This is a genomic window from Gardnerella sp. c17Ua_118 (genome assembly GCF_055804255.1).
Genome location: NZ_JANUYT010000001.1, coordinates 504992 through 528439, shown reverse-complemented (window position 1 = coordinate 528439; position 23448 = coordinate 504992). Strand labels below are relative to the sequence as shown.

The following is a 23448-nucleotide window of genomic DNA, read 5'->3' as shown; positions in this document are numbered from 1 at the left end:
GCATAAATAAGTGCATTATAAATGATAAAATTCCATTAGTTTTTATTAGATTTGAGGAAAAATGACTGATATTTTAACGGTTGATACACAAAGCCAAAATGTTACTAAAAGTGATACTCCAGCAGTAGTCATAGAGGATTTACACAAGTCCTTTGGCAATTTGCAAGTTCTTAAGGGCATTAATATGACTGTTAAGCCAGGAAGTGTAACAGTTATACTCGGTCCTTCGGGAAGCGGAAAGTCAACTTTGCTGCGATTAGTGAACCAGCTTGAAACAATCACATCTGGAAAAATTACGATTTATGGCGAGCGCATTGGCGTAAAAACTGTTGTTCGTAAGTGTAAAGAGGTTTTGCAAGCGTTAAACGATAAAGAGATTGCAGCGCAGCGCGCAAAGCTTGGAATGGTGTTCCAGCGTTTTAATTTGTTCCCGCATATGACGGCTATTGAAAACGTTATGGAAGCTCCAGTTCACGTTTTGCACATGGACAAAATTGCAGCGCACGATTTAGCGGTTAAAGAGCTTGAGCGCGTTGGAATGGCAGACCGCGTAGATCATTATCCTTCTCAACTTTCGGGCGGTCAGCAGCAGCGAGTGGCTATTGCTCGCGCGCTTGCTATGAAGCCAGAAATTATGCTTTTTGATGAGCCTACGTCTGCGTTGGATCCAGAGCTTGTTGGAGAAGTGCTTAATGTTATGCGCGACTTGGCAAACGATGGTATGACAATGATTGTTGTAACTCACGAGATTGGTTTTGCTCGAGAAGTTGCAGATCAAGTTGTGTTTATGGACGGCGGAAAAGTTGTTGAATGTGGAACGTCTGGGATTATTGATAATCCTCAAACTGAAAGGTTCAAGGATTTTCTGCACAACGTTTTGTAAGCATAACATATAAATGTAAATACGTAAAAATTAAAGTATTTTGTGTAAAATTATGAATAATTTATGGCTGTGGTGTTTGCTGCAGCCTTTTTATTTTGATTAGTATTATTATTCAAACAATTTTACGCAAAGAATATTTTGCGTAGTGTTTGGCGTGTTTGTGTAATAACAAACATAGTGTAAAGTTGTTCATTGTTTGAATATTCCATCCAATTTATTCGGAGATTAGTATGAGTGATGCATGTTCTTCATGCGAATCAAACTCGCATAGTAAGAACGGCGTTCGTGTATCTCGTTGGCTAAGATTTGTTGCTGCGTTTACGTCGCTATCTTTACTAGGATTTTCTAGTGCTTGTGGAACAAGCGATGCTGTTGGGCCAGATCCTCTTTTAGCTCGCAGCTACGACGTTAATCGTATTAAAAAAGATAAAAGTATTGCTGCAATGCTGCCAAAAAAGCTTGTTGAAAGTGGCGAGCTTGTAATGGGCACTAATGTTGGATATGCGCCAGCAGGATTTTATGCTAGAGATGGAAAAACGGTTGTAGGCTACGAAATTGACTTAAACAAAGCGTTAGCAAAATTAATGGGGTTAAAGCTTCGCATTGTTCACGCGCCATTTGACGCGATTTTGCCATCTGTTGGAAGCAAATTTGATATTGGTGTTTCGGGATTTACAGTTAGCAAAGAGCGAGAAAAGTCGGTTGATTTTGTAACGTACGCGGATGCTGGCTTGCTTTTTGTTGTTAGAAAAGGCAATCCAACAAATGTGAATCTTAATGACTTATGCGGTAAAAAAGTTTCTGTGCAAGTTGGAACAACAAGCGAAACTCAAATGTATGACGCAAGAGATGTTTGTAAGTTAAGTCGCAAAGCGCCATTAGACGTTCTTGCTTTTAGAGAGCAAACGGATGCTACGACTGCAGTAGTTGCAGGCCGCGCAGACGTTATGTATGCAGACACTCCTGTTTCTAGTTTTGCGATTGAGCAAACGGACGGGCAGCTAGAGCCATTGGGTAAAAGCCGCGATAAAGCTCTTATGGGCATTATTGCTCAAAAAGGAGATACTCAGCTTGTAGAAGCAATAAAAGCTGGTATTGAAAAGCTAATACAAACGGGCGCGTATCAAGAAATAATGAAGGCGTGGGGTGTTGAAGACGTTATGATTAAGCACCCAGAAGTAAATCCAAAAGTGTGATTCCTGTGTGATTTGCCTTGCTAAATGCGTTATATGAATGCTTTATATGATTGATTTAGCTGTTTAATATTCGCTAGTAGAAACTTTGTATGCTTAGAGTAGGATTAAAAACATGAGTGCTAAAAATAACAACAACGAGCGTATTTTGCCAGTCAAAAAACCTGGACATATTATATCTGGCATTATTGTTGCGATTCTAGCGTGTGCTCTTGTGTATTCAATTGCTACAAATCCGCGATTTGAGTGGGCAATCGTTTGGAAGTACATTTTTAACGAGAATGTTCTTGCTGGTATTGGTTGGACTTTGTTGTTGACTTTGCTTTCTATGGTTATTGCGATTGTTTTGGCTGTTTGTTTGGCTATGATGCGTAAGAGTGTTAATCCTGTTCTTCGAGCCGTGAGTTGGTTCTTTATTTGGTTTTTCCGTGGTACGCCTGTTTATACGCAGCTTGTTTTTTGGGGTATGTTTGCGGTTCTTGTTCCTAAGTTGAGTTTGGGTGTTCCGTTTACGTCTGTTGAGTTTTTCTCGATTGATTCTAATGTTGTTATGACTTCTTTGAATGCTGCTGTTATTGGTTTGTCTCTTAATGAGGCTGCGTATTTGTCGGAGATTGTTCGTGCTGGCTTGGAGGCTGTGGATGCTGGTCAGGTTGAGGCTGCTCAGGCTTTGGGTATGGGTAGGTCTTTGACTATGCGTAGGGTTGTTTTGCCTCAGGCTATGCGTATTATTGTTCCGCCTTTGGGTAATGAGACTATTGGTATGCTTAAGACTACGTCTTTGGTTTTGGCTGTTCCTTTTACTTTGGAGCTTCAGTTTGCTACTAATGCTGTTGCTAATCGTATTTATAAGCCGATTCCGCTTCTTATTGTTGCTAGTGTTTGGTATTTGGTGATTACGTCTGTTTTGATGGTTTTGCAGGTTATGTTAGAAAAGCATTTTGGCAAAGGATTCGAAGCAAAAGCAGATAGCATTCATAGCAATAGATAGCAGTAATTGCAAAACATAACTGCAAAACATAATTGCAAAACGAGTAGAAACACACACGTTTTATAACGTACAATAGAAAATTATGTGTGGAATTGTTGGATACGCAGGTTTTGGCACAGTTTGCGCAAAGCCTTTAGAAGTTTGCTTAAACGGATTAGAACGCTTAGAGTACAGAGGCTATGATTCGTCTGGTGTAGCTCTTGCTGCTCCAGGAATGGATTCTATATGCGTGCGCAAAAAAGCTGGTCGCTTAGCTGTTTTAAGAAAAGATATAGACGAAAATCCAATGCCAGAAGCGAGCGTTGCAATAGGCCACACGCGTTGGGCTACAAATGGCGCTCCATGCGACTTAAACGCGCATCCTCACGTTAGTGCAGACGGAAAAATCGCCCTTATTCACAACGGTATTATTGAAAACGCTATTAGTCTTAAAGAACAAATGCAAAAAGAAGGCATAGAGTTTTCGTCTCAAACAGATACGGAAGTTGCAGCAAAAGCGCTTGGAAAAATCGCGAATCAAATAATTGAAGAAACTGGTAAGCCAGATCTTTTTGAAGCAATAAGACGAGTTGCAAAAATTCTTAAAGGAGCTTTTACTTTACTTGCTGTAGACGTTAGACAGCCTAATATTGTTGCTGCTGTTCGCCACGATTCGCCGCTTGTAGTAGGTGTTTCAAATAACGAGTATTTTCTAGGCTCCGACGTTGCTGCTTTTGTTCAATACACAGATAAAGTTCTTGAAGTTGGTCAAGATCAAGCTGTTTTAATCGGAGATATAGAAGGAAACAAAAAAGCACAGCTTCGTCTTACAGATTTTGACGGAAACGAGATTGAAAACCCTAGTTACTTTACAGTAGACTGGGATGCTTCTGCAGTAGAAAAAGGCGGATGGGATTCCTTTATGGATAAGGAAATCCACGAAGATCCGCATGCTGTAGCCGATACTTTGCGCGGGCGATTCGACGCAAAAGGGAACATTATTCTTGACGAAGTTAGGATTAGTCAAGATATTTTGCGATCAATCGACAAAATAATAGTTGTGGCTTGTGGAACAGCAAGCTACGCTGGATTAGTTGCAAAATATGCGATTGAACATTGGGTACGCGTGCCAGTAGAAGTGGAGTTGGCTCACGAATTTAGGTACAGAGACCCGATTTTAACACATAGAACGCTTGTTGTTGCAATATCTCAATCTGGCGAAACAATGGACACGCTAATGGCGTTAAGGCATGCGCGTGAGCAGGGTAGCCGCGTGCTTGCAATATGCAACACTCAAGGCTCGAGTATTCCTCGAGAATCGGATGCTGTACTTTACACGCATGCAGGCCCAGAAATCGCAGTTGCTTCCACAAAAGCCTTCGTTGCGCAAATCGTAGCAGCATACATGCTTGGTCTTTATTTGGCTCAAGTCAAAGGAACAATGTATAGAGATGAGATTCAGCAAATCGTGTCTCAGCTTAAAGAAATGCCAGATAAAATTCAAAACGTTTTAGATACGCAAACGGACTCGATTATGCAAGCTGCAAAGCGAACGATGGACGCAAAATCGTTCTTGTTCCTTGGCAGGCACGTTGGCTACCCAGTAGCGCTAGAAGGCGCATTAAAGCTAAAAGAGATTGCGTACACGTTTACAGAAGGCTTTGCTGCAGGAGAGTTAAAGCACGGTCCGATTGCTCTTGTAGATAAGGGCGAGCCGGTTGTTGTGATTGTGCCATCTTCTAGGGGCAGAGACGTTTTACACGCTAAAGTAATCTCGGGAATCGAAGAAGTTAAGGCTCGCGGAGCGTTTACGATTGCGGTTGCAGAAGACGGTGATCCAGATGCTGAGCGTTACGCAGATATTGTGTTTTGGCGCCCTAAGTGCCCAACATTGCTAAGCCCTCTTGTAGATGTTGTAGCATTGCAACTTTTTGCTATGAATATGGCAAAGCTTAAAGGCTACGACGTTGATAAGCCTAGGAATCTTGCAAAATCCGTAACTGTGGAATAGCAATACAATGAGTGTTATGAGTGCAAGAAGACCGCACAAAAATCGCAAGCAGGATTTTGGTTGTTTTGTTATGCGTAATGTAAAACGTAATATAAACCGTAATATAAACTTCGATTTGACTCGTTATATAAAGCGTGTAATTTCTGCGATTATATGCGTTTTTGTTGTTGTTTTTTGTGCGTCATGCGGATCTGTTGATTCTAGAACAAAAATCACGGTGTGGTCTTGGGAGCCAAGCATGAAGCGGATTGCTGCAGATTTTGAGAAGCAAAATCCAGATATTCGCGTTAGTGTTAAAGACACAAGTGGGTATAGCAATCTTAATAGCGCTATTCAAGATGGCTATGGCATGCCAGATGTTGCTCAGCTTGAGTACTATGCTTTGCCACAATACGCTGTTAGCGGTCAGCTTTTAGACATTACAGATAGGGTACAGGGAACTCAAACATTTTACACGCAAGGATCATGGTCTTCTGTGCAATTAGGAGGCCGAATATACGGTTTGCCAATGGATTCAGGGCCTTTAGCGTGGTTTTATAATCAAGATGTGTTTAGCCAAGCAGGCGTGGATGCTACGCAAATTCACACTTGGAAAGACTACATTCACGCAGCAAGAAAGCTAAAAAATATTGGTGTTTATATTGCTGCGGATTCTGGAGATGCTAGCTTTTACAACGCTATGATTTGGCTTTCTGGCGGGCATCCGTTTATAACTTCGCACGACGGAAAAACCGTTACTGTTCGCTTAAGCAAAGATAAAGGAACAGAAGACTTTACAAAATTTTGGCAATTAATGATTGACGAAGACTTAGTGGACACAAGGCTTACAACGTGGACTCCAGCTTGGAAGAGCGCTGTTGGTTCTGGAAATGTTGCTTCCGTTTTTGCTGGAGCATGGATGACTTCGCTTTTAATGCACGATATTCCAGGTGGAGCAGGGCTGTGGCGTGTTGCAAGAGTTCCAACAATGGATGGCAAAAATCATAATGCGCAAATGGGCGGATCTGCGCTAAGTGTATTGCAATCTAGCAGGAAGCCAGAAGCTGCAATGCGTTTTGTTGATTTTGTTTGCCATAATCAACAAGGCATTAAAGAACGCGTTAGTGCAGGAGCATTTCCGGCAGATGTTGTAACTCTTAGAGATAGCGCATTTTTGAATAAGACTACTGTTTTGGATTCTAGAGGAATTAAAGTGCCATACTTTGGCGGGCAGCGCTTTAATCGCGTCTTTGCAGATGCGGCACAACATGTGTATACGGGGTACAAGTATTTGCCATTTGAAGTATATTCGCGTAGTGATTTTCGCTCCACAGTTGGCTTGGCTTATGATTGGAATCGAAAGTCAAAAGCGCGATTAAATACTAAAGCTATGATTGATGCTGGAATTAAGCAAGATGACGGAAAAGATTTTGTTCTTCCAGACGACCCTGGCCCTAAGATTCGACTTAAAGATGGAATCGCGCTTTGGAAAAAAGACTTAAAAGAATACGGGTATAATCAAGGTTTTGTTGTGCGATAATTATTCGCTAAGACTATTCGCTAAGACTTATGCGCTTTAGGTTTGTAGCCCAAAGGAAAAGTCGCTAGCAGCCGATTGTTCGTCTATAAATCTCGTACATTCCTTTAAAAATCAAATTTGGATCGTAGTAATCTATTGCTGTAACATCTTTTTCAAAAAGTCGCCCCAAGCCGCCTGTAGCAACAACCTTAAAAGGCTCATTTATCTCTATTTTGAATTGATCAATTGTGCGCTCAATTCCACCTAAGAAGCTGTAGTAGAGGCCAGCTTGCATAGCAGGACGAGTTGATTTTGCAAGAACGGATTTAGGGCGAGAAATCTCAACTTCTGGAAGCTGAGCAGTATTATCCCATAGAGCTGCCGCAGCCGAGCTGATTCCCGTGCAAATAAGTCCGCAAGTAATTGCTCCGCTTTTATCAACGTAGTTATAAGTGGTAGCTGTGCCAAAATCAATTACCAATGCTGGGCCGCCGTATTCGTAAAACGCGCCAACACAATCCGCTAAGCAATCTGCGCCCAAAGAGCGAGGCTCGTCAATCCTAATATTTACGCCAGTTTTTACTCCAGGACCTACAATCATAGGGTCGATTTGCAAAAACTTAACAATGCTTGCGCGGAACGAGTGCATAACTTTTGGAACAACCGAAGCAACAATAACATCTTCAACATCGTTTACGCTAAAACCGCTTAAATTAAGGAATTGCGTAATCATAATGCCGTATTCGTCGGAAGTGTGATTTGCTTTTGTAGTCATTCTATATGTGCCAACAATCTTGCCGTTATCTAAGAATCCAAGCACAATATTCGTGTTGCCAATGTCTACTGCTAAAAGCATATTCGCCTCCAGTGTGTTTGTTGCGGTTGCCAAACTTAAGTATGCGCATCTTTAGAGCAATACTACATTAATGCTAAGTCCGTTGTGTGCAATTTGATTGTTTGCGCTTGCTGCTTTAGGAAATCACATAAAAGTGTGGCGGTGTAGCACAGTAGGTGATAAAGTCAAAAACAATGGCAGCGAGGCTAGAAAGGAAATGTAAATGATAAATCGTCAAGCAATATTGCATAAGCCACTTTCACAATATGCGTATTCGACGGCAGAATATTGCTTAACAATTCGCTTGCGTGCAGCAAAGAATAATCTTTGTTCATGCGTTTTGCACTACGGAAATCGCGTTGATTTAACTCCGTTAGACAAGTTTTTCACGCTGAAAATGGAAAAGATTGCAAGCGACGATTACTTTGACTACTATGAAGCGAATATAAGCAGCGATTTAGATAGAGTTTGTTATTACTTTGAGATGCAAGATGCGGATGAGCGCTTGTATTTGTACGCCGATACTATTGCAACTGATTTTCCAGAAGATCGTACAGAAGTCTACCAGTTCCCATTTATTCGCCGCGAAGAGATTAGCGACGTTCCGCGTTGGCTTAAAGAGGCTGTTGTTTACAATATTTTCCCAGATAGTTTTGCAGATTCTAAGCGTGGCATAAGTTGCATTGCAAAAGATTATTTTGATGAGAAAACTGGCCAAACTTTACACACTCGTTTGGGTGGAACAATTAGAGGCATAATCGAAAATCTTGATTATATTGAGGATTTGGGCTTTAATTGCTTGTATTTAAATCCTATTTTTAAGGCTGCAGAGTACCATCGTTACGATCTTCTTGACTATTACCATGTTTGTCCTAATTTGGGAACCGACGACGATTTTAGGGAGCTTGTTAGCGAGGTTCATAATCGCGGCATGCACATAATTATTGACGGCGTTTTTAATCATTCTAGTTGGTATTTCTTTGCGTTTGACGATGTTGTTAAGAATGGTGAAAATTCGCAATACAAGGATTGGTTCTATGGATTAAAGTTCCCTGTTAAGCGCCCCGAAGATGGCGAGCGTCCAAACTACACGTGTTTTGCGTATGAGCGTAAAATGCCAAAGCTTAATACTTCTAATCCAAAAGTTCGCGACTATTTTATGGACGTTTGCCGCTATTGGCTTGAAGATTTTGATGTTGACGGTTGGCGTTTGGATGTTGCTAATGAGGTTGATAAAGACTTTTGGCGTGCCTTCCGCTCTGTTGCTAAAAAGACTAAAAAAGATAGTGTGCTAATTGCGGAGATTTGGGAGAATTCTGAGCGTTGGCTCCAAGGAGATATGTTTGACTCCACTATGAACTACGAATTCCGCAAAGTTTGCCGCGATTTCTTTGCTTTTGGTAAGATTAATGCGCGCGAGTTTAATAGTCGATTTGTGGATATGCTTTTAAGATACCCATTCCCGATTGTTCAAGGTCAATTGAATTTGCTTGATAGTCATGACGTTAGTCGCTTTAGGAGCTTGTGTGCACAAAATTCCGCGGATTCTGGCGATTCTTGCGAGCAAGATAAGCGATTCCGCTTGGCTGAGCTTTGTTTGCTTACATCTGTTGGAACTCCAAGCGTATTCTACGGGGACGAGCTTGGCGTAGTTGGTTTTGAAGAGTGTGATTATCGCGCCGCTATGCCTTGGGCAAATCCTGTAAAGGATAATCGTGACTTATTCCGCGAACTTATAAAATTGCGTAGAAACAACGATTGCTTTATTCATGGCAATTTTAGAGTTCTTGACTATGATGAGCGCGGAAAATTTGTGTTTGCGCGCTCAACTGACTCTAAGCGCGTTGTTGTGGCTTTAAATGCGTTCAATGAATCTAATGATTCGTTCAGTGTTTTACCTGATTGTGAGCCGATTATTAGCTATAATTATGATGCTCAAAATCACTCTCTTGGAGCTTTTGGATACGCGATTTTTGAAGCAAAATAGCGATTTTTACTAGCGATTTTTGCTGGCGATTTAATCAATAAAAATGGCACTTAATCAAGTGATTTAAGTGCCATTTTTATTTACAAGCTTAAGATATTTGCAAATCAAACTACAAATCTAAGAAAAGCTGGTGTATTCTAGTGTCTTCGTCAAGCTCTGGGTGGAAAGCTGTTCCGATTTGATTTCCCTGGCGAGCAGCTACAACGTTGCCATCTACTGTTGCAAGAGTCTCGGCATTTGGGCCGACTTGCGCAATATAAGGCGCGCGAATAAACGTCATTGGAACAGCTCCAAGATTTCCAAACTCAGATTCGCAATGGAAGCTTCCAAGCTGGCGGCCGTAAGCGTTGCGCTTAACAGTAACGTCTAGAGTGCCAAATCCACTAACTTCGTTACCTTCCACGTTTTTTGCAAGTAAAATCAATCCTGCACAAGTGCCAAGAACAGGCATTCCGCTTGCAATTTTCTCGCGCAAAGGCTCAAGCATATTTTGCTCTTTAAGAAGCTTAGTTTGCACAGTGCTTTCGCCGCCAGGCAAAACAAGGCGGTCAAAAGATTGCTCCAAATCTCGCGCTTGACGAAGCTCAATAACGCGCGCGCCAAGCTTTTCTAGCATTAAACGATGCTCAAGAAAAGCTCCTTGAACAGCTAAAACTGCTACAGTGTGCGCGCAATTATTTGTATTGATAGGTGAGTTTGCCAAAATAATTCGCCTCAATCACTCGTCTCAATTACTCGCCGCGGTTAGCCATTAAAAGCTTGATTTCTTGCTCGTTAATGCCAACCATAGCTTCGCCCAAATTCTCGGAAAGCTTAGCAATCATCTTGGCATCTTTGTAATTAGTAACAGCCTTAACGATTGCAGCAGCGCGCTTTGCTGGGTCTCCAGACTTAAAGATGCCAGAGCCAACAAACACGCCTTCTGCACCAAGCTGCATCATTAAAGCAGCGTCTGCAGGGGTAGCAACACCGCCAGCTGCAAAGTTTACAACAGGAAGCTTGCCGTTTTGTGCAACGTACTTTACAAGATCGAAAGGCACGCGCAATGTCTTGGCTTCCTCAAAAAGCTCATCCTCACGCATGCTTGTAAGCTTACGGATTGCGGAATTCATCATGCGCATGTGGCGCACTGCCTGAATCACGTCTCCAGTTCCAGGCTCGCCCTTAGTGCGAATCATGGAAGCACCTTCGTTAATCCTTCGCAAAGCTTCGCCCAAATCCTTAGCTCCGCAAACAAATGGAACTGCAAAATCACGCTTGTTAATGTGGTACACGTCGTCTGCAGGGCTAAGCACTTCGCTTTCGTCAATATAGTCAATCTCAATAGCCTCAAGTACTTGCGCTTCTACAAAGTGACCAATACGGCATTTTGCCATAACAGGAATAGACACAGCCTCTTGGATTCCGTGAATCATAGCGGGGTCGCTCATTCTAGAAACGCCACCAGCCGCGCGAATATCGGCAGGAATGCGTTCCAACGCCATTACAGCGCAAGCTCCAGAATCTTCAGCAATTCGTGCCTGCTCTGGAGTAGTAACGTCCATAATCACGCCGCCCTTAAGCATTTGTGCAAGCTGGCGATTTAGAGCAGTGCGGTCTTGGCTGCCGTTATTTTGCGGATCTGAGGATTCGTTTACTGTTACTGTAGTATTCAAGTTTTCTGCCATTATTCCTCGCTTTTTATTGGCTTTTTATTGGCGCATTTTGCATGCATGCTGTGTGTAACATCTTTATGCGTCTGTTATACATTTTTTGCAAATATGCAAGCTATCGTATTGTTTTTTGCGCACGTTTGCAAGTTTACGTCTGATGGCATTTAACCACATTCATAGGATATGTGATTAGAATAACGTCAAATTTTTATAGAATCGTGTTAAATTTTTTACACAATGATGTCAAATTTTTGTAAAAACGTATAAATATCAATTACTTATTAATGATTTATAACCAAGTTTTTAGACTCGCTCTAGTTTTGATTGACTTGCTAGCAAGCTACGATTGTATACGCCGTTGACTTTGTGTTGCAAGTGTTGCAATTAGACAAAGCGACGAGCTTAAAACAGAGTAAAAATAAATTAAATATAAATAATGTATCTAATTCAATCCAGAAAGGTTTGTTGAATGGATAACAAAGAACCCAAAGATGGCGCATACTCTAAAGATGCGACCAATAAATTCTATGGGCAAGAAAACGCGCAAGAGCGCCAAGAATCGCAAGCTGGCTTTAGTACAGATGCTTCGCTTAACGCTGCGTCTAAAAGTGCGTATAAAACCAATAAGCGTGGTTTGGGAAAATTCTGGCTTGTTTCTGTAGCAATCGTAGTAATCGCAATATTTAGCGCGATTGTTGCAACGCTTACAGGTCCACAAAAAAATCCTGCAAGTCAAACATCTTCTGCGCAAGTTTCAAATAAAACTGTGTCAATAGGATTAAAACTTGCTCCTACAAATCTTGATATTCGTAATCAATCTGGCTCGTCATTGGAGCAATTGTTAATTGGAAACGTGTATGAAGGTCTTGTAGCTAGAAATACTAAAAATCAGGTTGTTCCATCCCTTGCAAAAAGTTGGGAAATAAGCAAAGACGGCTTAAAGTACACTTTCCACATGCGTAAAGACGTTGTTTTTTCTAATGGGAATAAGCTTACTGCAAAAGATGCTGAGTGGTCTTTTAACGAGCTTGTTGCTAAGAAGTATCGCGGATCAAACATGGTTGGAAAAGTTGAATCCGCTAAAGCTAAAGATGATTACACGTTTGAAATCAAGCTTAAAGAGCCAAACGCAAAACTTTTGTGGGCATTGTGCTCTAGAGCTGGCTTAGTCTTCGATAAGCTTGCGAATTATGATGCTAAAACTCAAGCAGTTGGATCTGGTCCATATTTGGTAGAAAAGTTTGTGCCAAACGACCGCGTTGTGTTAAAAGCAAATCCGCGCTACAAGGGCGTTAATAAGGCAAAAACTCAAAAAGTTGTTGTTCGCTATTTTGTAGACGATGTTGCTGCTGTAAATGCGCTTTCTTCGGGATCTGTTCAAGCTTTGGCGCCTATTTCTGGCCAGCTTGCTAAGCCTTTTAAGGCGGATTCAAAACGCTATGTTGTTAAAGCTGGAAACACTACCGATAAATTTGTGCTTGCTATGAATATGAATGGTGAGCGCACTAAAGATAAGCGTGTGCGTCAAGCGATTCGCTATGCGATTGACCATAAGCAAATTATTGCTTCGCGCGGAGGTACGGATGCTTTGCTTGGCGGACCAATTCCTTCTTTGGACCCAGGATATGAGGATTTAACTAAGATTTACGCGCATAATGTTAAGCGCGCTAAGTCGTTAATGAAGGAAGCTGGTTTTAGCGAGTCGAATCCTTTGCATCTTTCGCTTACTTACCCGAATATTTATGGAACGCAACTTGGTGAGCAATTGATGTCTCAATTAAAGCAAATTGGCATTGATCTAAAAGTAAACGTTGTTGAATTTACTACTTGGCTTCACGACGTTTATACAAATAAAAACTACGATTTGTCTATGGTAGATCACAATGAAAGCCATGATTTTGGCCAGTGGGCAGATCCTAAGTATTACTACGGTTACAACAATAAGCAGGTTCAGGATTTGTATGCTAAGGCAATGCTTTGCGCGAATATTAAGGAGTCTAATAAGCTTCTTGCTAAAGCTGCGCGAATCGTTAGCCAGGATGCTCCTGCAGATTGGTTGCTTAATTACAAAGTTGTTACAGCTAAGGTAAAGAACCTTGAAGGCATGCCTTTTGACATTAATCAGGTTCTTTTGCCGCTATACAACTTGCGACTTAAGTGATTTGGTCTAAATTTCCCGATTTTGTTGCTCAAAACCGCAAAATCACATACAAAAGCGCGCGAAGGCAACTCGGAGCGCTGAGCTTGCTCAAAGTTGAAAACACGATGTGCTTTTAACGCAAGTAAAGCGCTTTGACTGAGCTTGAAATTGCATAGCGCATTTCAAGCTCCTTCAAAGCGTGATTTGGCTTAAGGCATAAAGTCCAGTGGACTTTATGCGCCAAATCAGCCGAACGGCTACTAATAGCCGTGAGGAATAGCGCGCTGTAACGCGCGAACGATTTGACGGGTTTTGTACGTAAAATAGGCAAAATCACGTACAAAAAGCGGAAATTCTCGGGAACATTAAATTAAGTAAGGGGTTTGTATGAAGCGCATGATTCTTCGACGCATCGCGTTGTTCTTTGTAGCGCTGCTATTTATTTCTGCAATCGTATTTCTTGCTCTTAGAGTTTTGCCTGGAGACGTTGCTCAAGTTATGGCTGGCTTAAATGCGCCAGATGGAAAAGTTGAGCAATTAAGACGCGATTTAGGATTAAACAAGCCCCTTTTCATTCAATATTTAGAGTGGATTTTTGGTGTTTTTAGGGGCGACTTCGGCACATCAATGCTCACTGGTCGCTCCGTTGCGTCCACTATTGCTATGCGTGCTAGCATAACTTTTCCGCTTATTTTTCTAGGGCTTTTAATTGCGCTCGCAATTGGTATTCCGCTTGGATGTTTGCAAGTTTTGCATTCTGGCAAGTCTTTGCAAGGCTTTTTAAGATTTTGTGCGATTGCAGGCGGCTCTGTTCCTGCTCTTTGGGGTGGAATGATTTTAATCATGATTTTTGGAAGGGGTATTGGCTTAGTTGGGATTTTTCCTACTCAAGGTTTTCCAACAGACGGTTGGCGCGATTTTTCTAGCGCATTTTTGTCGTTGATTCTTCCATCGCTAACAGTTGGCATTATTGTTGGATCTGGCTTTATGCGTTACGCTGCAGCATCATTAGAGCAGATTTCTAATAGCGACATTGCTTTGCAAGCTATGGCTTGTGGAATGACTAAAAAGCAAATGATTTGGCGAGTTGGCTTGCGATTAGCGTTGCCGCAGCTTGTGTCTGTAATCGGCTTGACTTTTGCGCATATGATTATGGGCGTAATGGTTATTGAAAATCTGTTTTCGCTTCCTGGAATGGGTATGGGTCTTGTGCGTGATGTTGGTTTGCGAGATCTTATATCTGTTCAAGGCAATCTTTTTATGCTTTCTGCATTGTTCTTGCTTGTTGGGTTTGCGATTGACGTGTTGCATCGTTTGCTGGATTCAAGGCTTAGCCAAGATTCGAGTAGTGAATGATTCGAGTTGTGATTCAAGTGGGGAGTGATTCAAGCAATGATTAAGTTTTTAAGACGCATTTGGCGCGGAATTATTGGAAAATTCGTGTGTATTGTTTTGTGCTTGTGGATTTTTGTAGCTGCGCTTTCTTTTGTGTGGACGCCTTATTCTCTTCTAGAAACAAACGGGTACCAGGTATGGCAAAAGCCTTCTCTAAAGCATTGGCTTGGCACTGATGGAACGGGTGCAGATATGCTTAGCTGGCTTATGGCTGGTTCTAGAGTAGAGATTTTGCTTGTTATTTCAACAATTGCGATTGCAAGCGTTGTTGGGTTTATTGTTTTAAGCTTTACGATTTGCCGTGTTCAAAAAATTCGTTCCCTAAGCATTATGGCAGTAGACGCTTTAATTTCCATTCCAACGGTTTTGATTGCGCTTATGCTTGCTGTGCCTCTTGGAGCATCTGTTCTTATAATCATGCTTGCATGCGGATTTGGCTACGGCTTAAATCTTGCTCGTATTTTGCGACCAAGTGCTGTTCTTGTTCTTAAATCCAATTATGTTGATTGCGCGATTTCTAATGGTGCTAGCAGAAGTTACGTTCTTTTAAAGCATGTTTTTCCTAATATTTTGCCAATTGCTTCCGTTCAGCTTTCGCTTTCTGCAGGAACTGTTATTTTAGCGGAAAGCGGATTGACTTATCTAGGTGTTGGTGTTCCTTCGGGAGTGCCGAGCTGGGGTCGTGTTCTTTCTACTTCGGTTACTTTGATTCACGTTTATCCGCTTGCGGCTCTATGGCCTGGTCTTGTTGTTACATTAACAGTTTTGGCTCTTAATCTTTTTGGCGACGTTTTAAGAAGTGCTACAAATCCAGCAAATAGGGAGTCTAAGAATGAGTCTTGATATAAAAGGATTATCGCTTAGCATTGGATCTTCGCGCATTTTAAGTGATGTTTCGCTTAATGTTAAAGATGGCGAGCGCGTTGGACTAGTTGGATCTTCTGGCTCTGGCAAATCAATGCTTTTAAGAGCTGCGATTGGCCTAGTTCCGTCTAATTGCAAAATCACTGGCTCTTGCCGCGTTGGCAATACTCAAACTGTTGGCGCTAACGATTCTGCGCTTGCGCGCATTCGTGGCAAGTATGTTGGAGTTGTTTTTCAGCAAGCGGATCGCGCGCTTAACCCTGTTATGAGTGTTAGCGAGCAAATCTCGTTACCTCTTAGGATTCATTACAATTTAGAAGAAGACGATATTCAAAATCGCGTTAAAGTCATGCTTGAAAAAGTTGGTTTAGGCACAAATATTTTGAATAAGCGCACTTTTGAGCTTTCGGGCGGGCAAATGCAGCGAGTTGGAATTGCTACAGCGCTTATAACTTGCCCTAAGCTAATTCTTGCAGACGAGCCGACTACTGCTCTTGATTCTGTTACGCAAAAAGATGTTGTGAATATGCTCACTTCTTTAGTTGATAATATGGGCGCTTCAATGCTTTTTGTTACTCACGATTTTTCTGTTCTTTCTTACGCTGCTACGCGTTGCTATGTTTTGGATTCTGGGCGATTAGTCGATAGTGCGCGTGTTGGTGAATTGCTAGAAAATCCTAAGGTTCACTCTACTAAGCAGCTTGTTTTTGCAGCGCGCGCTTTAAGTCTTAGTAAGAATGATTTAAGTCTTAGTAATAAAAATGATCTAAGTCTTGATGATAAGAATGATTTAAGTCTTAGTAATAGGAATGATTCTTCTAAAGATGATTGCATTTTTAAAGCTAAAAACGTTCATGTTGTTTTAGGAAGCTCAAAAACACGCGTTGAAGCATTAAAAGGCGTTGACTTTAATCTTAAAGTTGGCGAATCTTTAGCACTAATTGGCGGATCTGGAAGTGGTAAAACAACTTTGATTCGCTCTTTGCTTGGATTGCAAGAAATACGCCAGGGGAGTATAGAATACTGCGGAAAGCTAGTCGAAACCGTTGAAAATGCTAGAAAATCAAGTTTAAAAGATTCTGCTTACGTAAATATGAGAAGACAATGTTCGCTTGTGTTTCAGCATCCTTTTGCAGCTTTAGACCCGCGTTGGACAGTTAGAAAAAGCGTTGCTGAGCCGCTTGAAATATGGCGTAAAAACATGAGTTCTGATTCAAATACTGTTGATTCAAATACTGTTGATTCACATGTTATTGATTCTAAAGTAGATGATGTTTTGAATTTAGTTGGATTAGATCCTAGTGTTTTTGGCAAAAGATACCCTTGCCAGCTTTCTGGCGGGCAAGCTCAATGCGTTGCGATTGCGCGCGCGCTAATCAATAATCCTAGAGTTTTGGTTGCAGATGAGCCAATGAGCGCAATCGATGTTGCTGAGCGCACAAGAATCTTAGATGCTTTTAATGTGATTCGCGCAAATCGCCCTAATATGGCGTGCATATTCGTTAGCCACGATCTTGGTATGATTCAGCATTTAGCTTCTAGCGTTGTTGTTCTAAAAGATGGCGTTGTTGTTGAATCTGGGCATGTAAGTCAAATTTTGACTAATCCAAAACATAGCTACACTCGCGAACTTATTGATGCTGCTACTTTGTAAGTCTGTATTGGTAAGTCTTGAAAGTTTGTAAGTAATAAGATTTGTAAGTCAATAAAAAATATTTTTAAATTCGTGTTTATGTGTGTTTGGCAAGAATAGCGTCTAATATTGTTAGTAATCGTTATTTGCGCATATTTACGCATACATTTTGCGCATGAATATAAGTTAGGATGGAATAAAATGAGCGAAAATCAAAATAATCAGCCAACACCTCGTCCAGAAAGCTTTGAGCTTGACCACACTAAAGTTAAAGCTCCATACGTTCGCTATATTGACACTCAAAAAGGCCCTAATGGAGATGTTATTTCTAACTACGATATTCGCTTAACTCAGCCTAATCAAGAGGCTATTCCTACGGGCGCTTTGCATACGATTGAGCACACGATTGCTGTTCTTTTGCGTCAGCGCATTGAAGGCTACATTGATTGCTCTCCATTTGGTTGCCGCACAGGATTCCACCTTTTAACTTGGGGAACTCATAGCACGGAAGATGTTGCGCTCGCGTTGAAGGAATCGCTTGAATTTATTGCGTATAAAGCTACTTGGGAAGATGTTCCAGCTACAACTATTGAGTCTTGCGGAAACTACCGCGATCATAGCTTATTTGGAGCGCGTCAATGGTGCAAAGATATTTTAGATAAAGGCATTAGCTCCGATCCTTTTGAGCGTAAGATTGTGTGACTTGTTGCGCTCGCTTGTGTAATACTGTAAAATCGCCATATTCTAAGCATAGGGGGGTGTATGTGTGAAATAAGATTGAGGAAAGCAACTCTTAGCGATCTAAAAGATATTGAAAATATTTATGAGAGAGCAAGAGTATTTATGGCAAATAATGGCAATCCTCATCAATGGGGAGATCGTTTTCCTCTAACATCTAGTGTTATAGAAGATATTCGTTTGAACCGTTTTAATCTTCTTGTAGACACGGACCCAGACTTTGGAGAAGAGCGCATTTTGGCACAATTTGCACTGTGCGAAGGGACTGATGAAGTCTACGCAAAGATTGACGGAGCGTGGCTAGATGACGTTTTGCCATACGTTACAATCCATAGACTTGCATCTTCGGGAGTCAAGCCAAAAATGGCAAGAGAGTGTTTAAAATGGGCCAAGAGTAACTACTCTAATGTTAGAATCGACACTCATCCCAACAACTTGATTATGCAAAAAGTTATTTTGCGAGAAGGCTTTAGCAAGTGTGGTCTTGTTGTAATTCCAGATCGCGCGCATAGCGCAACTAGAATCGCGTATCAATGGTTGCGCTCGCATAATCATGTAATACGGTATTAGAAGTATTAGCAGTATTGAAATGTAAGTCAAAAATACTTGCATATATAGTAGATATAAAAGTAAACGTAAAAGTAAAACTAAAAGTAAAGGCGCAAGATATGTGTAAAAATTCGAGTATACAAGCGATTTTGCAAGAAAACTATGCTCGCGCCTTAAGCACATACCCGGGGCAGGTAATCGTTGATTTAAAAGCGCTAAGAGATAATATGCGAACTCTTGTTGAGCGCGTTTCTAAAGATTTGAAGCCTGGGCAAAAGTCGCCAGCAGTTATGGGAGTTGTTAAAGCAGACGCTTATGGTCACGGGCTTATTCCTAGTGCGCTCGCAGCTCTTGCTGGAGGAGCAACTTGGCTTGGCACAGCTCAACCTTACGAGGCTTTACGGCTTCGTAAATGTGGAATTGACTCAAGCAGATGCCGTATTCTTACGTGGCTTACTAGCGCTCCAACGTCTCTTTTTGCTGATTTAATAAACGCAGATATTGATATTTCTGTTGGCTCGCTGGATTCAATTGACGCTGTTGCGCTCGCTGCTAAATCGGTTGGAGCTACCGCTCGCGTACACGTTAAGGTAGATACAGGATTTGGTAGAAACGGTTTTACGCCTGCTGGCTTTAGTGATGCTTTAGAAAAGCTTAGTGAATATTCTAGCCAGGGAATAATCGAAGTTATTGGGCAATGGAGTCACTTGGCTGTTGCTGATTGCCCAGACGTTCCAGAGTTTGTTGCATCTACAGATAGGCAAATTGAGCAATTCCACGATTTTACTCGAAGAATGCGCGAAGCTGGGTTGGAGCCTAAAATCCGACATTTGGCTAATACGGCTGCAACTCTTAACAGGCCAGAGATACGATTTGAGCTTGTTCGCCCAGGAATTGGATTGTATGGATACGAGCCAGATCCTGTTATGGGAGCGCCTCAAGCTTACGACTTGCATCCAGCTATGACTTTACAAGCGCAACTGGGAACAGTTAAATCTGTAGAAGCAGGGCATGGAATTTCGTACGGGCGCACGTATTTAACGCCAGACAATACAAGCACAGCAATCGTTCCACTCGGCTATGCGGATGGCATTTTGCGCGCGTCTAGCGGATTCGATATGCAAGGCTCTCGTCATGTTAATAAGCCTGGAGGCCCTGTGCGCGTGGAAACCAAGAGCGGCGCTAGGATTTTGCATGTTTCGGGGCGAGTTTGCATGGATCAGTTTATTGTTGACTTAAAAGGCAGTGCTAAAGATCTTGGAGTTAAAGAAGGAGATACGGTCAGGCTTTTTGGGCCAGGAAGAGGTCTTGAATATGCGGAGCCAACGGCAGACGATTGGGCGGCGGCTGCAGGAACAATAAGCTACGAGATTATGACGGGTATTGGCCCTAGAGTTCCTAGATTGTATAAGAATGCTTACGAAGTTTTGCCTGAAAAAGACATAAAAATGTTGGATGAAAAAAGCTTAATCTAAATTTTTACGGTTTTAGCGACTCATTGAGTTAGCGACTTTACGCTTTTAGATTTACGCTTTTAGATTTGCTTCTTGCAATTAGTGGAGGAGGTTTTTAATGTGTAACGATGTGATTGCTTCCGATAACGAAGTTGTTGGCGAATACAGCTTGCACGATACTGAGCGCTGGGCTAGCGAGCCTCACCACACGCGCGCTCGCACACCGTTTGAGCGAGACAGAGCCAGAATAATCCACTCTTCAGCGCTTAGAAGACTTGGCGCTAAAAGTCAAGTGCTTGTAGCTGGCTCCGACGATTTTGCTCGCACACGTTTAACGCACACGTTGGAAGTTGCGCAAATTGGTCGCCAGATTGCTGCAATGCTTGGAGCAGATCCAGATGTTGTAGATTGCGCTTGCTTAGCTCACGACTTAGGTCATCCGCCTTTTGGTCATAATGGCGAGCGCGCGCTTGCTCAAATCGCAAACAATATTGGTGGTTTTGAAGGAAATGCTCAAACTCTTAGACTTTTAACGCGTTTAGAGCCTAAAGTTTTTAGAGAAAATGGCGCTAGTGCAGGCGTAAATCTTACGCGCGCAAGCTTAGATGCTGCTGTTAAATATCCTTGGGGTTTTGATGAAGCAAAAGCGCACGATAAAGGCGAGCGTGACTTAAAATTCTGCGTTTACCCAGACGATAGGGAAGTTTTTGATTGGCTAAAGTCTGGCTCTCCGCGCGAATCGAAGCCTATAGAATGCCAAATTATGGATCTTTCCGACGATATTGCGTACAGTGTTCACGATATTGAAGACGCGATTGTGACTGGAGCTTTTAACACGGAGCTTGTTTGGGATTCAAGTGTTGCAGATCAAGTTGTTCAAGAAGCTCATAATTGGTACGGCAGCCAGTGGGCTGCAGATAGTCTTTTGGTGGCTTTTAAGCGTTTGCGCGCTCTTAACATGTTCCCTGATTCTTTTGACGGCTCTAGAAGGTCTCTCGCTCACTTAAAGAATATTACTAGTGCTTTAATCGGCAGGTTTGCAAGTTCTGTTGAGAAAGCAACTAGAGAAAAATATGGGAACGGCGCTTTAATTCGCTACCGCGCAAATGTTGTGATTCCTCCAGAAACATCTTACGAGATAATCGTTCTTAAAAGTTTGGCTGTGCATTTTATAATCCAGCCTAGGGAGCGCGAGTTTTATAAGCGTGAGCAAAAGATTCTAACGGATTTGGTTGAAGTTTTTATGAGCAAGTCTCCGCGAGCGCACGATGCTATGGAATCTGTGTTTATAAGCGATTGGAATAAGTGCTCTAGCGAAGACGAACGTTTAAGAGTTGCGATTGATCAAGTTGCAAGTCTTACAGATGGATCGGCTACAGCTCTTCATGCTGCTTTGTGCTAAATCAACGCTTTTACGCTTTTATGAATAGAGTGTCTATAGCCTTCGGCTTGCGATAAGCTAGAGATTATGGCTGGAATGATTGTAAAAGAAGACGTTGAGCGTGTGCGCGCTGCTGCAGATTTGTACGATATTGTATCTGCAACTGTTACGCTTAAGCCTTCTGGAACGGGTACTTTTGTGGGGCTTTGCCCGTTTCACGATGAAAAAACGCCTAGTTTTAGCGTTCGTCCAAGCTTAGGTGTCTGGCATTGCTTTGGTTGCGGTGCTGGCGGAGATGTTTTTAAGTATGTTGAGCAAAAAGAAAACATTGATTTTCGCGAGGCAGTAGAGTTGCTAGCGGACCGCTTCCACGTTGAAGTTCATTATGACAAATCGCAAGATGCTAAAGATAATTCTCATGCTGGCTCCAAGCGCGCTCGTCTTATAGAAGCAAACGAGGAAGCTCAACGTTTCTTTGCGTCTCAAATCAACTCTAAAGAAGCGGCTCCAGCGCGTAGTTTGCTTGCAGGGCGCAATTTTACTCAAGCGCAATGCGAGCGTTTTGGTTGCGGATACGCGCCTAACGGATGGGATAATCTTGTTCGCTATTTGTCTAATAAGGGTTTTACTCGTCAAGAATTATTGGATGCAGGATTGGCACGCCAAGGTCAGCGCGGAATTTACGATTACTTCCGCGGCCGATTAACGTGGCCTATTCGAGATTCTACGGGACGCACTTTGGGTTTTGGCGCTAGAAAGCTTTACGACGACGATTCTATTAGCGCAAAGTACATTAATACTCCAGACACTGTGTTGTACCGAAAAACGCAAGTTCTTTACGGAATTGACATTGCTAAGTCGAATATTGTTAAAAAGCGCCAAGTTGTGATTGTGGAAGGCTATACGGATGTTATGGCTTGCCATTTAGCTGGTGTAGATACTGCTGTTGCAACTTGCGGAACGGCTTTTGGCGCGGAGCACGCGAAGATTATTCGTCGTCTTATTGCAGACGATTCTTTGGGAGCGATTCAGCTTGTTGGCCCTGTAAAAGTAGATGGTCAAAAAGTTAGTTCGCGTATTGTTTTTACTTTTGATGGAGACGCGGCAGGTCAAAAAGCTGCTCTGCATGCTTTTGGCTTAGATTCAGCGTTTTTAACACAGACTTTTGTTGCTGTTGCAGATAACAATTTAGACCCTTGCGATTTGCGTATTCAGCGCGGCGACGATGCTGTTCGCTCTTTGATTGCGCGCGCTAATCCTCTTTACGATTTTGTAATCGACACTGTTATTCGTAAGTTTGACACGTCTTTTACTACAGGGCAGATGGGTGCTGTTAAGGCGGTTGCTCCTCTTGTTGCGCAAATTCGAGACAGGTCTTTGCTTGACTTGTACACTAGAAAAGCTGTTAGAAATATTGGTGTTGATTTAGACGTTATGCGTAGGGAAGTGGAGTCTAATAGAAGGCGATTGCACGTTGTAGACGATGACGCTTATTCTAAAGGCTATTCTTCTAGCGTTTATGCGGATTCTCGCGCATTTGATCAGCGTTCTCAAAGCATGAATGAAGCTGCTGTAAAAACAGCCATGCTTAGAAGTGCGTACAAGAATCAAAGCTATTACAAGGTTGACGATTCCGTGTTTATGTGCGAACAGCAGTTTATGGCTGTTCTTATGCAATCTCCTCTAGCATTTAGCGGCCAACTTTTTGCGCATCTTACTTTGAATAATTTTATTACGCCAGTTTTTAGAACGCTTTTCCAAGCATTTGTTGCTTCTGGAGGCTTGCCTGGCGCAAATATTAGCCAAGGTCTTTGGTTGCACACTATTACTAAGGCTGCAGGCCCTATGTTAGAAGGCGTTATTAACGAGCTTTCCGTAATGCTTCTTCCATTGTCTTTAAGCAAGGGCTTAAGTAGCGCTTCTTCGCTTAACTCGTCGGCTGCTTACGATTATAGTGGCGAAGGCACTAAAGGCGGGCCATCCAGTCTTTTGCGCGTTCCTAGCGAAGAAGAACAAAAGTATGCAAACGAGTTGCTTATTAAGCTTTTAGACGTTGGTTTTATGCGAAAAATCGGAGCTATTAAGCTTAGAATGAGTAAGTTAGAAGATGGGAGTGAAAAGCTTAATCTTTTAGGTCAGATTACTAGATTAGAATCTGCTCGAAAAGATCTTCAATCACAAATTCTATAAGATTTATCAATTACTTGTTTTGTCTTTATATACAGAGATACGTTATTTATGTATAAATGTGTAGTTGTGTAAGAA

At 42.0% G+C, this 23448-nt stretch carries 18 protein-coding genes; 15 read left to right on the top strand and 3 right to left on the bottom strand.

The window, feature by feature from the left end; all coding sequences use genetic code 11:
- The first annotated feature begins 61 nt into the window (after positions 1-61).
- From NYP69_RS02220 to NYP69_RS02200, 5 genes are all read left to right on the top strand, one after another.
- Complete coding sequence (locus tag NYP69_RS02220; protein WP_016635664.1) at positions 62-883, top strand: amino acid ABC transporter ATP-binding protein; 822 nt, start codon at positions 62-64, stop codon at positions 881-883.
- Between the two features lie 230 nt (positions 884-1113).
- A complete protein-coding gene (locus NYP69_RS02215) occupies positions 1114-2079 on the top strand; it encodes an ABC transporter substrate-binding protein (RefSeq protein ID WP_473412899.1) in 966 nt (321 codons plus the stop codon).
- A gap of 112 nt (positions 2080-2191) precedes the next feature.
- Positions 2192-3067, top strand: coding sequence for an amino acid ABC transporter permease (locus NYP69_RS02210; protein ID WP_473412898.1), 876 nt, complete (start codon positions 2192-2194; stop codon positions 3065-3067).
- A gap of 82 nt (positions 3068-3149) precedes the next feature.
- On the top strand, positions 3150-5057 hold the full coding sequence (gene glmS, locus NYP69_RS02205) for a glutamine--fructose-6-phosphate transaminase (isomerizing) (RefSeq protein WP_473412897.1): 1908 nt from the start codon (positions 3150-3152) through the stop codon (positions 5055-5057).
- A 16-nt stretch (positions 5058-5073) separates the two neighbouring features.
- Positions 5074-6576: an ABC transporter substrate-binding protein gene (locus tag NYP69_RS02200; RefSeq protein WP_473413074.1), complete on the top strand. Its 1503-nt coding sequence runs from the start codon at positions 5074-5076 to the stop codon at positions 6574-6576.
- 64 nt (positions 6577-6640) lie between these two features.
- Here NYP69_RS02200 and NYP69_RS02195 read toward each other — a convergent pair whose 3' ends face one another.
- A complete protein-coding gene (locus NYP69_RS02195) occupies positions 6641-7411 on the bottom strand; it encodes a type III pantothenate kinase (protein ID WP_473412896.1) in 771 nt (256 codons plus the stop codon).
- Positions 7412-7613: 202 nt separating this feature from the next.
- Between NYP69_RS02195 and NYP69_RS02190 the strand changes: the two genes are divergently transcribed.
- Entirely contained in the window at positions 7614-9377 is a 1764-nt protein-coding gene (locus NYP69_RS02190; protein ID WP_473412895.1) for a glycoside hydrolase family 13 protein, read from the top strand.
- 109 nt (positions 9378-9486) lie between these two features.
- On the opposite strand, the gene pdxT is transcribed toward NYP69_RS02190, so the two are convergent.
- The gene (gene pdxT / locus NYP69_RS02185) at positions 9487-10080 is read right to left on the bottom strand and encodes a pyridoxal 5'-phosphate synthase glutaminase subunit PdxT (RefSeq protein WP_473412894.1); all 594 of its coding nucleotides are present in this window, start codon (positions 10078-10080) and stop codon (positions 9487-9489) included.
- A gap of 28 nt (positions 10081-10108) precedes the next feature.
- Complete coding sequence (gene pdxS, locus NYP69_RS02180; protein ID WP_004113518.1) at positions 10109-11044, bottom strand: pyridoxal 5'-phosphate synthase lyase subunit PdxS; 936 nt, start codon at positions 11042-11044, stop codon at positions 10109-10111.
- Between the two features lie 454 nt (positions 11045-11498).
- Here pdxS and NYP69_RS02175 point away from each other — a divergent pair, with 454 nt between their 5' ends.
- The 9 genes from NYP69_RS02175 (at position 11499) to dnaG (ending at position 23373) form a co-directional block, all read left to right on the top strand.
- The gene (locus NYP69_RS02175; RefSeq protein ID WP_473412893.1) at positions 11499-13190 is read left to right on the top strand and encodes an ABC transporter substrate-binding protein; all 1692 of its coding nucleotides are present in this window, start codon (positions 11499-11501) and stop codon (positions 13188-13190) included.
- Between the two features lie 366 nt (positions 13191-13556).
- Complete coding sequence (locus tag NYP69_RS02170) at positions 13557-14525, top strand: ABC transporter permease (protein ID WP_473412892.1); 969 nt, start codon at positions 13557-13559, stop codon at positions 14523-14525.
- A 36-nt stretch (positions 14526-14561) separates the two neighbouring features.
- Positions 14562-15407, top strand: coding sequence for an ABC transporter permease (locus tag NYP69_RS02165; protein WP_473412891.1), 846 nt, complete (start codon positions 14562-14564; stop codon positions 15405-15407).
- Positions 15397-17082: an ABC transporter ATP-binding protein gene (locus NYP69_RS02160; protein ID WP_473412890.1), complete on the top strand. Its 1686-nt coding sequence runs from the start codon at positions 15397-15399 to the stop codon at positions 17080-17082. The genes NYP69_RS02165 and NYP69_RS02160 overlap by 11 nt, the downstream gene beginning before the upstream one ends.
- A 180-nt stretch (positions 17083-17262) precedes the next feature.
- Positions 17263-17763 (top strand): S-ribosylhomocysteine lyase, encoded by a 501-nt coding sequence (locus NYP69_RS02155; RefSeq protein ID WP_016808551.1) that lies wholly within the window; start codon positions 17263-17265, stop codon positions 17761-17763.
- A 60-nt stretch (positions 17764-17823) separates the two neighbouring features.
- On the top strand, positions 17824-18369 hold the full coding sequence (locus NYP69_RS02150) for an N-acetyltransferase (protein ID WP_473412889.1): 546 nt from the start codon (positions 17824-17826) through the stop codon (positions 18367-18369).
- Between the two features lie 98 nt (positions 18370-18467).
- Positions 18468-19823 carry an alanine racemase gene (gene alr / locus NYP69_RS02145; protein WP_422111260.1) on the top strand — a complete coding sequence of 452 codons (1356 nt, stop codon included), beginning with the start codon at positions 18468-18470 and terminating at the stop codon, positions 19821-19823.
- A 97-nt stretch (positions 19824-19920) separates the two neighbouring features.
- Positions 19921-21204: a deoxyguanosinetriphosphate triphosphohydrolase gene (locus NYP69_RS02140; protein WP_473412887.1), complete on the top strand. Its 1284-nt coding sequence runs from the start codon at positions 19921-19923 to the stop codon at positions 21202-21204.
- Positions 21205-21270: 66 nt separating this feature from the next.
- Positions 21271-23373 (top strand): DNA primase, encoded by a 2103-nt coding sequence (gene dnaG, locus NYP69_RS02135; protein ID WP_473412886.1) that lies wholly within the window; start codon positions 21271-21273, stop codon positions 23371-23373.
- Positions 23374-23448 lie beyond the last annotated feature (75 nt).

Bases quoted from the DNA above. Each gene is read 5' to 3' on its own strand.
- NYP69_RS02190 (WP_473412895.1), top strand. From the start codon at position 7,614: ATGATAAATCGTCAAGCAATATTGCATAAGCCACTTTCACAATATGCG.
- NYP69_RS02220 (WP_016635664.1), top strand. From the start codon at position 62: ATGACTGATATTTTAACGGTTGATACACAAAGCCAAAATGTTACTAAA.
- alr (WP_422111260.1), top strand. From the start codon at position 18,468: ATGTGTAAAAATTCGAGTATACAAGCGATTTTGCAAGAAAACTATGCT.
- NYP69_RS02155 (WP_016808551.1), top strand. From the start codon at position 17,263: ATGAGCGAAAATCAAAATAATCAGCCAACACCTCGTCCAGAAAGCTTT.
- dnaG (WP_473412886.1), top strand. From the start codon at position 21,271: ATGGCTGGAATGATTGTAAAAGAAGACGTTGAGCGTGTGCGCGCTGCT.
- NYP69_RS02165 (WP_473412891.1), top strand. From the start codon at position 14,562: ATGATTAAGTTTTTAAGACGCATTTGGCGCGGAATTATTGGAAAATTC.
- NYP69_RS02175 (WP_473412893.1), top strand. From the start codon at position 11,499: ATGGATAACAAAGAACCCAAAGATGGCGCATACTCTAAAGATGCGACC.
- NYP69_RS02210 (WP_473412898.1), top strand. From the start codon at position 2,192: ATGAGTGCTAAAAATAACAACAACGAGCGTATTTTGCCAGTCAAAAAA.
- NYP69_RS02195 (WP_473412896.1), bottom strand. From the start codon at position 7,411: ATGCTTTTAGCAGTAGACATTGGCAACACGAATATTGTGCTTGGATTC.
- NYP69_RS02160 (WP_473412890.1), top strand. From the start codon at position 15,397: ATGAGTCTTGATATAAAAGGATTATCGCTTAGCATTGGATCTTCGCGC.
- pdxS (WP_004113518.1), bottom strand. From the start codon at position 11,044: ATGGCAGAAAACTTGAATACTACAGTAACAGTAAACGAATCCTCAGAT.
- NYP69_RS02215 (WP_473412899.1), top strand. From the start codon at position 1,114: ATGAGTGATGCATGTTCTTCATGCGAATCAAACTCGCATAGTAAGAAC.
- NYP69_RS02200 (WP_473413074.1), top strand. From the start codon at position 5,074: ATGAGTGCAAGAAGACCGCACAAAAATCGCAAGCAGGATTTTGGTTGT.
- glmS (WP_473412897.1), top strand. From the start codon at position 3,150: ATGTGTGGAATTGTTGGATACGCAGGTTTTGGCACAGTTTGCGCAAAG.
- NYP69_RS02150 (WP_473412889.1), top strand. From the start codon at position 17,824: ATGTGTGAAATAAGATTGAGGAAAGCAACTCTTAGCGATCTAAAAGAT.
- NYP69_RS02170 (WP_473412892.1), top strand. From the start codon at position 13,557: ATGAAGCGCATGATTCTTCGACGCATCGCGTTGTTCTTTGTAGCGCTG.
- NYP69_RS02140 (WP_473412887.1), top strand. From the start codon at position 19,921: ATGTGTAACGATGTGATTGCTTCCGATAACGAAGTTGTTGGCGAATAC.